Origin of the sequence: Streptomyces sp. TSRI0107 (genome assembly GCF_001905845.1) — a bacterium.
GTDB lineage: Bacteria > Actinomycetota > Actinomycetes > Streptomycetales > Streptomycetaceae > Streptomyces.
The window spans coordinates 286565-300431 of the sequence record NZ_LIVZ01000005.1 but is presented as its reverse complement, the minus strand read 5'-3'; the positions used below and the strand labels follow the sequence as shown (position 1 = coordinate 300431).

The following is a 13867-nucleotide window of genomic DNA, read 5'->3' as shown; positions in this document are numbered from 1 at the left end:
ACGGCACGCGTCACTTGTTCAGGTGGGCCCAGAACTCGTCGAACGACAGCACCTTGTCGCCGTTCAGGTCGCGGCTGGCGATGATCGCCTCGGCGACCGCCTCCGTGACGTTCCAGTCGCCACCCTGAGCCAGGGCGGTCTTGAACTCGGCAGCGGTGATCCGGCCGTCCCCGTCCGTGTCGATCCGCTCGAACTGCTTGCGTGCTTCCTCGATGTCGGCCACCGATCCGCCCCTCTTTGTCATACTTTGCTACACGTTGCTGTCGTACTGACGCAGGTCAGATTAACCGCCCGCCCGAGCGCGCAGTGCGGCGACCACCCACGCGGGCTCCTCGCGGCTGGCAGGCTGGGCCTTCCGGTGTGCGGAGACTCGAGGAGCGGCGGTGGCGGAGAGCCTGCGGGACGTTCTCGACGCGGCGGCGCGGGGCGTCTTCCCGCCCCCGGACGGCCGTACGACCGTCGTGCCGCAGCCGTCCTCCCGCGACGCCGGGGTGCTCGCCCTCACGGCGCACTCGGTGGTCTTCACGGACGAGGATCCGCAGTGGGTGTACGACACCCTGGACGCGCTCGACTGCGACCCGCTCGCCGCGACCATGAACGCGCGGTTCCTCAGCGCCCTCATGGAGCGCACGGGACGCCGGACGGACACCATCGACGTCCTGTCGGTGGGCGACCCGCTGCCGGGCGAGCCGTCACTGGCGCTGCGGGAGATCCGCGATCCCGGCCATCCCCGGGTGGTGAGTTCGCTGCGGCGGCGCGACGACGTCCGGGTGTGGGCGGCCGACGGCGGGGTGCTCGTGCTGGGCCGCGGGGTCGCCGGGCGGCTGGAGGTGGCGGTCGAGGTGACGGAGGACGTACGGCACCGGGGGCTGGGGCGAGCGCTGGTGACGGCGGCGCGGCAGCTCGCCGGGGAGCCGGTGTGGGCGCAGGTGTCGGCGGGGAACGCCCGCAGTCTGCGGGCGTTCCAGGCGGCCGGCTACCGACCGGTGGGGTCGGAGGCGCTGCTCAGTGCCAGGCCTCGTAGTGCGGGTTGCTCTCGCAGCCGCTCATGATCTCGACCTTGGTGGTCTTGTTCACCGGGCAGACGCCGATGACGTACTTCCGGTCGATGCCGCCGGGGAAGGCCACCTCGACCTGGTCGGCCCATTTGTGGGTGTCGCCGATGGTCTTGTTGACGTCGATGCCGCCGGGTGCGTCGATGTAGTAGTTCCAGCCGGACTTCCACCACTTCTTGTACAGGTCGTGGTCGTACGTCGTGGACACGAACGGCGAGGGCTGGTTGACCAGGACGTACTGCTCCAGGTCGTACTGGCCGTTCTCCACGTCCCGGGGCTTGAAGCCCTCCTCGAAGACGACCGTGGGGCCGCGGCCGTCGGCGCGGTAGAGCGTGCCGCAGCTCTTGCGCCAGGCCGGCTCGGGGGTGATCCGCTCGACCTGGACGCGGCGGTCGGCGGCGGCCTTGATCTTGTCCTCGAACTGGACCGGGCAGTCCTTGGGTTCGGCGGCGGCGGCCTTCACGAAGGCCGGAACGGCGGACCGGGCGCTCTCGGGGGTGGTGGCGGCCGTCGTGGCGAGGACGGCGGAGAGGGACATGACGACGGCGGCGGCACGCCGCCGCAGACGAGTTGTGATCATGCGGAGCACGATGGCGCGTCCGGCGCGGCGCGCCGTGGATTCTCACCCGTACGGCGGCGTGTCAGTCTTCCCCGCGTCAACGGAAAATGCCTTGTTCGTCGGGGCGGGCACGGCCGCCTCGTTGCCGGGCGTCTCGGCCGCACGGCGGTCGGGACTCAGCGGTCCGCGACCCGCATCTCGAACCAGGTGGTCTTGCCGCGCGGCAGCAGGTCGACGCCCCAGCGGTCGGAGAGCTTGTCGACGAGGAACAGGCCCCGGCCGCTGACGTCCATCTCCTGCACCGGCATCAGACAGGGCAGACCGCGCGAGGGGTCGCGGACCTCGATGCGGATCCGGCCGCGGGGGCGGCGCATACGGAGGTGGAAGACCCGGGCGCCGGTGTGCCGTACCGCGTTGCCGACGAGTTCGGAGACGAGCAGGACGACGTCCTCGGTCATCTTCGGGGACAGGCCCCACTGACGGAGGACCACCACCTGGGCCAGCCGCCGGGCCGTCGCCGCGGACTCGGGAAGGGACGGCAGCGAGACCTCGGCCTCCGTCGGGTTGCCGAACGACTCCAGCGCCCTCAGCGCCTGTTCGTCCTCGACCGCCGGCGACCAGCGCGCCGCGGTCGCACGGCCGCGTCCCCGCGGCGGTTCGATGCCCTCCAGCCCCGCCATGCCCCCATCATGGCCGCCCGGCGCGCCGTTGGGGGCCGTTCCGGAGGAATACGCCCCCCGGCAGCCCCCGTCCCGCGCGTTCCGACCGGCATATGCCGGAGGCAGTGCGGACTCGAACGCAGCCCCGCTGACCTGCGGGGACGGATCGATCGGCGGCAATGGACGGGCTCCCTCGACAAGGCAGGCTCAAGGTTGCCCCAAGGCTTCCACAAACCGCCCCTTCGAGGGACCCGGATCAGACATCGCGTCAACGGCAAGCCCCTCGGGGGACTTTCCGCGGACCGTTCAGCGGAACTTGGCCTTGCCCGGCCCCTCCTCCACGAAGCTGCGCATCCCGATCGCCCGGTCCTCGGTGGCGAACAGCCCCGCGAACCAGTTGCGCTCCACGGCGAGGCCCGTCTCGATGTCGGTCTCCAGGCCCACGTCGACCGACTCCTTCGCGGCGCGCAGCGCGAGCGCCGGCCCCTGGGCGAGCCGTGCGGCCCAGGCGTGCGCCTCCGCGTACACCTCGGAGGCCGGGACCACCCGGTCCACCAGACCGAGCGTCAGCGCCTCGTCGGCCTTCACCTGGCGGCCGGTGAAGATCAGGTCCTTGGCCCTGGACGGGCCGATCAGCCGGGACAGCCGCTGGGTGCCGCCCGCGCCGGGGATGAGGCCCAGCAGGATCTCCGGCTGGCCCAGCTTGGCGTTCTCCCCGGCGATCCGGTAGTCCGCGCACAGCGCCAGCTCGCAGCCGCCGCCCAGCGCGTAGCCGGTCACCGCCGCCACCACCGGCTTGGGGATGCGGGCCACCGCGGTGAAGGAGTCCTGCAGGGCGCGGGCGCGCAGGACCATCGCCGTGTGGTCCATGTCCTGCATCTCCTTGATGTCCGCGCCGGCCGCGAACACCTTCTCGCCGCCGTAGATCACCACGGCGCGCACGTCCTCGCGGCGGGTGGCCTCCTCGGCGAGCTCCTTGAGCCGGTCCTGGGTGGCCACGTCCAGCGCGTTCATCGGCGGGCGGTCCAGGCGCAGGGTGCCGACGCCGTCCGCGACTTCGAGAGATACGGTCATGCACGCAGGTTAACGGGGACTAACGACAGCGGGCCCGGTGCGGTAGCTCACACCGGGCCCGCGCGCGCTCAGCGCGTCACGCCTTCCACTCGTCCCAGGACATGTTCCAGCCGTTGAGGCCGTTGTCCGGGTCGATGATCCGGTCGTCCGAGTTCTTCACGACCACCACGTCGCCGATCATCGACTGGTTGAAGAACCAGGCGGCCGGCGCGTCCTTGTCCCAGCCGCCGCGCACGTCGCGCAGACCGACGCAGCCGTGGCTGGCGTTGCGGTTGCCGAAGGCGTCGCCGCCCCAGTAGTTGCCGTGCAGGAAGGTGCCGGAGGTGCTCAGCCGCATGGCGTGCGGGACGTCCTTGATGTCGTACTCGCCGCCGTAGCCGACCGTCTCGCCGTTCATCCGGGTGACCGTCAGCTTCTCGCTGATGACCATCTGGCCGTTCCAGGTCTCGTAGCCGGGGGCACCGGTGGTGACCGGGATGGTCTTGACGGTCTTTCCGTCCCGCGTGACCTTCATCGTGAGCTTCTTGGCGTCGACGACGGAGACCTGGTTGCGACCGATGGTGAAGGAGACGGTCTTGGCCTGCTCGCCGTAGACGCCGGGGCGGCCCTCGACGCCGTCGAGGTTGAGGCGGACGGTGACCTTGGTGCCGGCCTTCCAGTACTTCTCGGGCCGGAAGTCGAGGCGGTCGTTGCCGAACCAGTGGCCCTCGACGTCGACGGCCGGCTCGGTCTTGATCTCGATGGCCTTCTCGACGTCCTCGGGGTTGGTGATCCCCCGGGTGAAGCGGAGCGAGAACGGCATTCCGACGCCGACCGTGGAGCCGTCCTCGGGGGTGAAGTGCCCGACGAACGTGTTCTGCGGCGTCAGGGTGGTGAAGCCGGAGTCCTCGGCGGCGGTGCGCCCCTCGGAGTCCTTGGCGACCGCGTGGACCTGGTACTCGGTGGCCGCGGCCAGGTGGCTGGACGGCGTCCAGGTGGCGCCGTCCTTGGATATCTCCCCGGCTATCTTCGCGCCCTTGGCGTCCTTGACGACGACCTCGGTGAGCTTGCCCTTGGCGGCGGTCACCTTGAGGTCGCCGCTGGTGTCGACGGACTTCGCGCCGTCCTTGGGGGCTATGGAGACGACCGCCTCCGACTGCCCGCTCACGGCGGTGGGTTCGCCGCCGGCCTTGCCCTTGCCGTCACCGGACGACCCGGAGTCCGAGCCTCCGCCGCACGCGGTGACGGCCAGCAGCAGCGCCCCGAGTATCACCGCGAGCGGCCCCCTGCCGCTCGCGCGCCCCCCGCGCGCGTCAACCGACGCCCCCGATATCGGCCGCACGTTCAAGTTGTCTCCCCTCAACGGGTCCGGGACCGGACCCTCACCGGGCCCCGTCGGGCCCCCTCCCCAGCGCGTCCCACGCGCTCGGCGCATATTAACCACAAGGTCAGCGCGCCGGACGTCCGGGAAATGTCACTGTTCGGTCCCAACCGTTCCCCCCGTCGGGTCACTCCGTCGCAGTGCCCGCTTTCCACTCGTTCCATCCCATGTTCCAGCCTCCGAGGCCGTTGTCGGGAGCGACCTTTTTGTCATTGCTGTTGACGACCTCGACGACGTCCCCGACGAGACTGCGGTCGAAGAACCAGCCGGCCGGGGTGTCCGCGCCGCCGCCCTTCACGTCGCGCAGGCCGACACAGCCGTGGCTGACGTTGGTGCGGCCGAAGACCGATGTGGGCGCCCAGTAGTTGCCGTGCAGGAAGGTGCCGGAGTAGGTGAGCCGCATGGCGTGCGGGACGTCCGGGATGTCGTACTCGCTCTTGCCGTTCTTCTTGCGGAAGCCGACCGTGGCGCCGTTCATCCGGGTCACCTCGAGCATCTCGGTGACCACCATCTTGCCGTTGTAGGTGGTGGTCTTGGGGGCGCCCGCGGTGATGGGCACCGTGCCGAGCAGCCGGCCGTCGCGCCGGACCTCCATGCTGCGCCGGGCGACGTCGACGAGGGAGGCCTGGCTGCGGCCGACGGTGAAGGTGAACGTCTTGTGCTGGAGGCCGTAGACGCCGGGCGCGGCCTCGACGTCGCGCAGGCGGAGGTCGACGGTGACCTCGGTGCCGGGCTTCCAGTAGCGCTCGGGGCGGAAGTCCAGGCGGGTGTCGCCGAACCAGTGGGGGCGGATCTCGACGGCGGGCTTCGCGGTGACCCGGATGGCGCGTTCGACGGCCGCGCGGTGCCGGATCTCCCGGTTGAACTCCAGGGAGACGATCATGCCGGTGCCTACGGTGGAGCGGTTCTCGGGGGTGACGTACCCGATGAAGCGTTCCTCCGGCACATGCGTGGTGAAGGTGGTGTGCCGGGCCGAGCGGCGGCCCTCGCCGTCGACGGCGACCGCGTCCACCGTGTACTCGGCGGCCAGCGCGAGCTTGTGGCTGTCCGGCTCCCAGCGCCGTCCGTCCGCGGAGATCCGGCCCGGCACCCGCGTCGTCTGCGCGTCCTGGGACCTGGTCACCTTCACCGACTCCAGACGCCCGCTCGGTACGCGGACGGAGAGGTCCGTGCCGGGGCTGACCCCCTTGCTGCCGTCGTCCGGGGTGACCCGGATGACGTCCTCGGGGCCCGGTGGCTTCTCCGGCCCGCCGAAGCCCATTGTGCCGGTGCCGTCGCCGGTGCAGCCGACGACTCCGGCCAGTAGTCCTGCCCATGTCAGTGCTGCGGCCAGTGCGGCCCTCGCGCGCCGCGCGCGCCCGTTTACGTGCCTCACAAACGTGCCCAACGACGGCGCCCGCCCTGGGGAAACGTGAGTGCGACCCAAGCTCTGGGCAGAACAGTGGGGAGGACGACGACGGGGAGCCGGGGCCGGGACGCCGTGGGCCTTCGTGGGCACGTCGTTCCGCGAGCCGTGGGAGGCGTACTGGTGTCCAGCGCTGCCGAGCAGGAGACGCGTGTCGGGGAAGGGCGCCCTGCCGCCGGCGTGAACGGCGCCGCGCGGGAGGCACCGGCGACGACACCCGTGTGGCCGGGGGCGCCGATGCCGCTGGGCGCGCGGTTCCGGGTCGGTCCGGACGGGGTGGCGGGCACCAACTTCGCGCTCTGGGCGGGCGGGGCGGAGGCCGTCGAGCTGTGCCTGTTCGACGACGACGGCGGCGAACGGCGGCTCCGGCTGACCGAACTGACGCACGAGATCTGGCACGGCTTCGTGCCGGGGGTGATGCCCGGCCGGCGGTACGGCTACCGGGTGCACGGCCGCTGGGACCCGTGGACCGGGGGCCGCTGGAACCCGGCGAAGCTGCTGCTCGACCCGTACGCCCGCGCGGTGGACGGCGAGTTCGCGCTGCCGCCGGAGGTGTACGGGCACGTCCGGGACTGGCCGCAGCAGCAGGTCGCCGACACCGTGCGCGACGACCGGGACTCGGCGCCGTACGTCCCGAAGGGCGTCGTCGTCCACGATGACGACGACTGGGCCGACGACCGCCGCCCGAAGACGCCGTGGGCGGACTCGGTGATCTACGAGCTGCACGTGAAGGGCTTCACCAGACTGCACCCGGACATCCCCGAGGACTTGCGCGGCACGTACGCCGGACTGGCCCACCCGGCGGCGATCGAGCACCTGACACGGCTCGGCGTCACGGCCGTCGAGCTGCTGCCGGTCCACCAGTTCGCGCACGAGGACCACCTGCTCAAACGCGGTCTGAGGAACTACTGGGGCTACAACTCCATCGGCTACTTCGCCCCGCACGCCGCCTACGCCGCCTCCGGCACCCGCGGCCAGCAGGTCGGCGAGTTCAAGCGCATGGTGCGCGCCCTGCACGCGGCGGGGATCGAGGTCATCCTCGACGTGGTCTACAACCACACCGCCGAGGCGGGCGAACTGGGCCCGACGCTGTCCCTGAAGGGCATAGACAACCGGGGCTACTACCGCCTCCAGCCGGACGCGCGCAGGTACGCCGACTACACGGGCTGCGGCAACACCCTGCACGTCGTCCAGCCGCACGTGCTGCGGCTGATCACGGACTCGCTGCGCTACTGGGTGACCGAGATGGGCGTCGACGGCTTCCGCTTCGACCTGGCGGCGGCGCTGGCCCGCTCCATGCACGACGTCGACATGCTCTCCCCGTTCCTCGCCGTCATCGCCCAGGACCCGGTGCTGCGGCGGGTGAAGCTCATCGCCGAGCCGTGGGACGTGGGCTCCGGGGGCTACCAGGTGGGCGCGTTCCCGCCGCTGTGGACGGAGTGGAACGACCGGTACCGCAACGCCGTACGGGACTTCTGGCGGCACGCCCTGCCCGATGTGCGCGAGATGGGGTACCGGCTGTCCGGCTCCAGCGACCTGTACGCGTGGGGCGGGCGGCGGCCGTACGCGTCGGTCAACTTCATCACCGCGCACGACGGCTTCACGCTCCGGGACCTCGTGTCGTACGAGCGCAAGCACAACGAGGCCAACGGCGAGGGCAACCGGGACGGCTCCAACGACAACCGGGCCTGGAACTGCGGCGCCGAGGGCGACACCGACGACGAGCGGGTGCGGGCGCTGCGCCGCCGCCAGCTGCGCAACCTGCTCACCACGCTGCTGCTGTCCACGGGCGTGCCGATGCTGGTCGCCGGCGACGAGCTGGGCCGCACCCAGGGCGGCAACAACAACGCCTACTGCCAGGACAACGAGATCAGCTGGCTGGACTGGAGCCTCCTGGAGGACCCCGGCTGGCGGGCGCTGACGGAGCTGACCGCGCGGCTGATAGCGCTGCGGCACCAGCATCCCGTGCTGCGCCGCCGGGCCTTCTTCTCCGGGCGGGCGCACTCCGCGGACGGACTGCGGGACCTGGCGTGGTTCACCGCGCGGGGCACCGAGATGACGGAACGGGACTGGTACGCGCCCGCCGCCACGCTCGGCATGTACCTCTCCGGGCGGGACATCCCGGGCCGCGACGAGCGGGGCGCGCCGATCCTCGACGACAGCTTCCTCGCCGTGCTGCACGCCGGGGAACGGCCGGTGAGCTTCGTCCTGCCGGGGCCGCCGTGGGCGGAGCGCTACGAGGTGGTCGTCGACACGTCGGAGGAGGAGCAGGCGACGGCACCCGGGGTGACCCACCCGGCGGGAGCGGCGATCACGGTGCCGGGGCGGTCGGTGCTGCTGCTGAAGGTCGTCGGCTGAGGCGACTGTTGCCAGTCCGTGAACTTGCCGGCCGGGCCGTTGACCGTGTCCCCGTCCGGCTGGCACCTTCCATGGTCATGAGGCCGTCCGCTGATCACCGGTGTGCGTACGCCGCGCTCGTGGAGCGGCGTCACGTCGACCTGTGCCGGCAGGCCGGCGCGATCTGTCGCCGCCGCTGAGCCGCGGCCCTTCTCCCTTCCCCCTTTGTCTGTATGTCCCAGCTCCGGGACACCTCTGTCTCCGAGGATTCCGCATGCCCGAAATATCCCGCCGTGCCTTCGGCGGACTCGTCGGCGGCGGTGCCGTGACCGCGACGCTCGCGGGGACGACCACCGCCGAGGCCGCGACTCCCGCCGAACGCCCCTTCCGGGCCCGGCCCGCCACCGGCGGGCACCGCCGGCCCAACATCCTGTTCATCCTCGCCGACGACCTCGGCTGGGCCGACCTGTCGGTGTACGGGGCGCCGCACATCCGCACCCCGAACCTGGACCGGCTCGCCGCGCAGGGCGTGCGGTTCACCGACGGCTACTCGGGCTCGGCGACCTGCTCCCCCACCCGGTTCAGCCTCTACACCGGGCGTTACCCCGGCCGTACGAAGGGCGGGCTGGCCGAGCCCATCGGCAACCGCACCCAGGGCCTCGACCCGAACCACCCCACCTTGGCGTCCCTGCTGAAGAAGGCCGGCTACGACACCGCCCTGATCGGCAAGTGGCACTGCGGCTTCCTGCCCGACTACAGCCCCACCCGGTCCGGCTGGGACGAGTTCTTCGGGAACTTCGGCGGCGCCCTGGAGTACTTCTCCAAGCTGGGCCAGCTCGGCGAGTACGACCTGTACGAGGGCGACGCGGCCTACAAGGACCTGCGCTACTACACGACCGTGCTGACCGAGCGGGCCGTCGACTACGTCCGCCGGGAGCACGAGCGGCCCTGGCTGCTCAACCTGAACTTCACCACACCGCACTGGCCGTGGCTCGCGGAGGGCGACGAGGAGGCCGGCGCGGAGATCGCGGCGAAGATCCGTGCCGGGCAGGTGCTGCCGGGGCTGCTGCACAACGACGGCGGCTCGGTGGAGAAGTACCGGGAGATGGTGGAGAGCCTGGACGCCGCCGTCGGCGAGGTGCTCACCGCGCTGCGCCGCTCCGGCCAGGAGCAGAACACCGTCGTCGTCTTCGCCAGCGACAACGGCGGCGAGCGGTTCTCCTACCAGTGGCCGCTGAGCGGCGAGAAGTCGCAGCTGCTGGAGGGCGGCATCCGGGTGCCGACCATCCTGCGCTGGCCGGCCCGGATCGACGGCCGCCAGGTCAGCCACGAGCCGGTCTACTCCCCCGACTGGACGGCGACCCTGCTGGAAGTGGCCGGCGCCCGCCCCGACCCGGCCTACCCGCTCGACGGGCACAGCCTGGCCGGCTATCTGCTGCGCGGCGAGGAGATCCCCGAACGGGACCTGTTCTGGCGGGTGCGGGGCAACCGCGCGCTGCGGCGCGGGGACTTCAAGTACTACCAGGACTCGTCCGGCCGGGATCACCTGTTCGACCTGTCCGAGGACGCCCGCGAACAGGCCGACCTGGCCGCCGCCCGGCCCGAGCTGCTGGCCGAACTGAAGGAGGCGTGGGAGGCGATCGCCAAGGGGTTGCTGCCCTACCCGGCCCCCTGACGCGCCGACCGGTCCGAAACTCGGTGGGCGTTGTCAGTGGCTGTCCGTAATCTCACAGTGATGCCGACGACACGTGCCACCACCGAAGAGGACCGCCCGGGGAAACCCTCCGGGAACCGCTCCGCCGTCCGTTCCCTGCTGCGCCTGTGGCCGTACGTCCGTCCCGTGCGGGCGCGGCTGTTCAGCGCCGCGTTCGTCGCGGTCGTCGCCTCGTGCGTCGGCCTGGTCATCCCGCTGGTGCTGAAGTGGCTGGTGGACGGGCCGGTCGCAGAGCGTGACCCGGCGGGGGTGTGGCTCGGGGCGCTGTACCTGCTGCTGCTCGGGCTCGCCGAGGCGCTGCTGTTCGGGCTGCGGCGGTGGCTGGTGGCCCGGCCGCTGGCGGGCGTCGAGGCGGCGATGCGGGCGGATCTGTACCGGCGGCTGCAGCGGCTGCCGGTGGCGTTCCACGACCGCTGGCCCTCGGGACAACTGCTGTCCCGAGGGACCGGCGATCTGATGCTGCTGCGCATGTTCCTCGCCTTCCCGCTGACCTTCCTGCTGGTCAACGCGGTCACGATCCTGGTCGGCGTGATCATCATGCTGGTGCAGGACTGGACGCTGGGCCTGGTGATCCTGGGCCCGGCCGTGCCGGTGCTGGTGGTCTGCGTGGTCTTCGAGAGGCGGTACGCGCATGCCGCGCGGCGGGCGCAGGACCAGGTCGGCGACCTGACGACGGTCGTCGAGGAGAGCGTCCTCGGGATCCGGATCATCAAGGGCTTCGGCCGCCACCGCAGCCAGGCCCGGGCGTTCCGCGAGCTGTCGCGGACGCTGCGCGGCACGGAGCTGTACAAGGCGCGGCTGCTGGCGACCATCTGGGCCGCGATGATGACGCTGCCCGAGGTCGCGATCGGGACGGCGCTGGTGCTGGGCGCGGTGCGGGTCGCCGACGGGGACCTGTCGGCGGGCACGCTGGTCGCGTTCCTGTCCACGGCGCTCGCGCTGCGCTGGCCGGTGGACTCGATCGGCTTCCTGCTGGCCCTCAGCCAGGAGGCCGCGACGGCGACCGAACGGTACTTCGAGGTCATGGACGCCGAGCCGGAGTCGACCGCTCTCAGCGGATCGGCGGACGGCGACGATCGCGGGCTGCGGTTCCACGGCGTCACCTTCCGTTACCCCGACGCCCCGCCCGGCTCCCCGCCCGTGCTCGACCGGGTCGACCTGCATGTGCGGCCCGGCGAGTCGATGGCGCTGGTCGGGGCGACCGGCAGCGGGAAGACGACACTGACGGCGCTGGTGCCCCGGCTGCACGAGGTGACGTCCGGGCGGATCACCCTGGACGGGGTGGACATCACGGCGATGTCCCGCGAGGAGCTGCGCGGCCGGGTCGCCGTCGCCTTCGAGGAGCCCACGCTGTTCTCGGCGACGGTCGGGGAGAACGTGCTGATGGGTGCCGCCGACGGGGCCGGGGACGCCGAGCTGGACCGCGCGCTCGCGGTCGCCCAGGCGGACTTCGTCGGCGCGCTCCCGCAGGGTGTGGACACCCAGGTCGGCGAGCAGGGCCTGAGCCTGTCCGGCGGGCAGCGGCAGCGGCTGGCGCTGGCGCGCGCGGTCGTGGGACGGCCCCGGTTCCTGGTGCTGGACGACCCGCTGTCGGCGCTGGACGTGCACACGGAGGCCGCGGTGGAGGCGGCGCTGCGGCAGGTGCTCGCGGACACCACGGCGCTGATCGTGGCGCACCGCCCGTCCACGGTGCTGCTCGCGGACCGGGTCGCCCTGCTCTCCGGCGGCCGGATCACCGCCGTCGGCACCCATCACGAACTGCTGCGCGGCAACGCCGAGTACGCCCGTCTGATGTCGGGGGAAGAGGAGGACGGCCGATGACGGCCATCACCACCGCGCCGCCCAAGGAGGAGCCCGAGGACCGCCCCTCCCCCGGCGGGGACCCGTTCGACCAGGACGTCCTGCCCACCCCGCCGGGCGCCACCGCCGCGCTGCTGCGTTCCCTCCTCGCCCCGATGAAGGCACGGGTCGCGCTGACCACGCTGTTGCTGCTGCTCCAGCAGGCGGCCGTGCAGGCGGGTCCGCTGCTGGTGGCGTACGCCATCGACCACGCCGTGCCCGCGCTGCGCGCCGACGACCGCGGGCCGCTGATCGCGGTGGCCGTCGGCTATCTGGCGTGCGCGCTGGCGGCAGGGGCGCTGCAGTACGCGTTCGTCCGGGGCTCCGCGCGGGTCAGCCAGGACGTGCTGCTGGACCTGCGCGGCCGGATCTTCCGGCACGCCCAGGCGCTCAGCGTCGACTTCCACGAGCGCTACACCTCGGGCCGGCTGATCTCCCGCTCCACCAGCGATGTGGAGTCCCTGCGCGAGCTGCTGGAGGACGGTCTCCAGGAGCTGGTGATGGTGATCCTGTCCTGTGTGTACACGGCGGTGCTGCTGCTCTGGCTGGATCTCGGTCTCGGCGGGGTCGCGGTGGCCTCGTTCGTGCCGCTGTGGTGGCTGGTGCGGCTGTACCGGCGGCGGGTGCAGCGGGTGTACCTCCAGCGGTCCAGCGCGATCGCCGCGGTGATCGTGAAGTTCGTGGAGACGATGAACGGCATCCGCCCGGTCCGCGCCTTCCGCCGGGAGGCGGCCAACGACGCCGAGTTCCGGGTGCTGAACCGGCGGCACGAGCGGACCAACGGCGACGCGCTGCTGGAGATGGCCCGCTATGTGGTCGGCTCCCGGATCGTCGGCAACACGGCGGTCGCGCTGATCGTGCTGTGGGGCGCCCACCGGGTGGCGGACGGCACGCTGGCGCTGGGTGTGCTGGCGGCGGCGGTGCTGTACCTGCGGCGGATGTACGACCCGATCGACCGGTTCGGCATGTTCCTCAACTCGTACCAGTCGGCGGCGGCCTCGCTGGAGAAGATCGCCGGACTGCTGGCCCAGACGCCCTCGGTGCCCGAGCCGTCGACGCCCACGCCGCTCCCGCCGCTGCGGACCGCGGACCAGCCGGGCCGCGAGGCCGTCTTCGAGCAGGTGCGGTTCGCGTACCGCACCGGCGGCGAGGTCCTGCCCCGCTTCGACCTGACGCTGCCGGCCGGGCAGACGGTCGCGGTGGTCGGCTCCACCGGCGCCGGCAAGTCCACCCTCGCCAAGCTCCTCGCCCGCTTCTACGACCCGTCCGACGGGCGGGTGCTGCTCGACGGGGTCGACCTGCGGGAGCTGTCGGTGGCGGAGCTGCGGCGCGGGGTGGTGATGGTGACGCAGGAGGCGTTCCTGTTCTCCGGCACGGTCGCCGACAACATCGCCATCGGCCGCCCGGACGCGAGCCGCGAGGAGATCGAGCGGGCGGCGAAGGCGATCGGCGCGCACGATTTCATCAGCGCCCTGCCCGACGGCTACGACACGGACGTCCGCAAGCGGGGCGGTCGCATCTCGGCCGGTCAGCGGCAGCTCGTCGCCTTCGCGCGGGCGTTGCTCGCCGACCCCGGGGTGCTGATCCTCGACGAGGCGACCAGCTCGCTGGACATCCCCGGGGAGCGGGCGGTGCAGCGGGCGATGGCGACGGTGCTGAAGGGCCGTACGGCGGTGGTGATCGCGCACCGGCTGTCCACCGTGGAGATCGCGGACCGGGTGCTGGTGATGGAGCACGGCCGGATCGTGGAGGACGGCAGTCCGGCCGAACTGATCGCGGGCACGGGCCGGTTCGCGGATCTGCATCGCGCCTGGCGGGACAGCCTGGCATAAGTCCGCTCAAGTCCGGTGCCGCGCCGGAAAGTT

At 72.0% G+C, this 13867-nt stretch carries 12 protein-coding genes; 6 read left to right on the top strand and 6 right to left on the bottom strand.

Annotation, left to right across the window (positions count from 1 at the left end; translation table 11 throughout):
- Positions 1 to 10: 10 nt before the first annotated feature.
- Positions 11 to 223: an EF-hand domain-containing protein gene (locus AMK31_RS15125; RefSeq protein ID WP_073941035.1), complete on the bottom strand. Its 213-nt coding sequence runs from the start codon at positions 221 to 223 to the stop codon at positions 11 to 13.
- A 160-nt stretch (positions 224 to 383) separates the two neighbouring features.
- On the opposite strand from AMK31_RS15125, the gene AMK31_RS15120 reads away from it, so the two are divergent.
- Positions 384 to 1052, top strand: a complete 669-nt coding sequence (locus AMK31_RS15120; protein ID WP_073941034.1) for a GNAT family N-acetyltransferase — start codon at positions 384 to 386, stop codon at positions 1050 to 1052.
- Here the strand turns inward: AMK31_RS15120 and AMK31_RS15115 are convergent.
- The 5 genes from AMK31_RS15115 to AMK31_RS15095 all read right to left on the bottom strand — a co-directional run bounded on the left by AMK31_RS15115 (position 1006) and on the right by AMK31_RS15095 (position 6082).
- Positions 1006 to 1635: an ADP-ribosyltransferase gene (locus AMK31_RS15115; RefSeq protein ID WP_073941286.1), complete on the bottom strand. Its 630-nt coding sequence runs from the start codon at positions 1633 to 1635 to the stop codon at positions 1006 to 1008. The two genes, AMK31_RS15120 and AMK31_RS15115, sit on opposite strands and share 47 nt — an antisense overlap.
- 155 nt (positions 1636 to 1790) lie before the next feature.
- Positions 1791 to 2294 carry an ATP-binding protein gene (locus tag AMK31_RS15110; protein ID WP_073941033.1) on the bottom strand — a complete coding sequence of 168 codons (504 nt, stop codon included), beginning with the start codon at positions 2292 to 2294 and terminating at the stop codon, positions 1791 to 1793.
- Positions 2295 to 2579: 285 nt separating this feature from the next.
- Entirely contained in the window at positions 2580 to 3347 is a 768-nt protein-coding gene (locus AMK31_RS15105) for an enoyl-CoA hydratase/isomerase family protein (protein ID WP_073941032.1), read from the bottom strand.
- A 76-nt stretch (positions 3348 to 3423) separates the two neighbouring features.
- Positions 3424 to 4674, bottom strand: a complete 1251-nt coding sequence (locus tag AMK31_RS15100) for a L,D-transpeptidase (RefSeq protein ID WP_198948494.1) — start codon at positions 4672 to 4674, stop codon at positions 3424 to 3426.
- Positions 4675 to 4834: 160 nt separating this feature from the next.
- Positions 4835 to 6082: a L,D-transpeptidase gene (locus AMK31_RS15095; RefSeq protein ID WP_073941030.1), complete on the bottom strand. Its 1248-nt coding sequence runs from the start codon at positions 6080 to 6082 to the stop codon at positions 4835 to 4837.
- A gap of 153 nt (positions 6083 to 6235) precedes the next feature.
- Between AMK31_RS15095 and glgX the strand changes: the two genes are divergently transcribed.
- The 5 genes from glgX (at position 6236) to AMK31_RS15075 (ending at position 13834) form a co-directional block, all read left to right on the top strand.
- The gene (gene glgX, locus AMK31_RS15090) at positions 6236 to 8470 is read left to right on the top strand and encodes a glycogen debranching protein GlgX (RefSeq protein ID WP_073941029.1); all 2235 of its coding nucleotides are present in this window, start codon (positions 6236 to 6238) and stop codon (positions 8468 to 8470) included.
- A gap of 71 nt (positions 8471 to 8541) precedes the next feature.
- Entirely contained in the window at positions 8542 to 8649 is a 108-nt protein-coding gene (locus AMK31_RS42415) for a putative leader peptide (RefSeq protein ID WP_385313103.1), read from the top strand.
- Positions 8650 to 8723: 74 nt separating this feature from the next.
- The gene (locus tag AMK31_RS15085; protein ID WP_073941028.1) at positions 8724 to 10124 is read left to right on the top strand and encodes a sulfatase family protein; all 1401 of its coding nucleotides are present in this window, start codon (positions 8724 to 8726) and stop codon (positions 10122 to 10124) included.
- Positions 10125 to 10184: 60 nt separating this feature from the next.
- Positions 10185 to 11984, top strand: coding sequence for an ABC transporter ATP-binding protein (locus AMK31_RS15080; protein WP_073941027.1), 1800 nt, complete (start codon positions 10185 to 10187; stop codon positions 11982 to 11984).
- Entirely contained in the window at positions 11981 to 13834 is a 1854-nt protein-coding gene (locus tag AMK31_RS15075) for an ABC transporter ATP-binding protein (protein ID WP_073941026.1), read from the top strand. The genes AMK31_RS15080 and AMK31_RS15075 overlap by 4 nt, the downstream gene beginning before the upstream one ends.
- Positions 13835 to 13867: the final 33 nt, after the last annotated feature.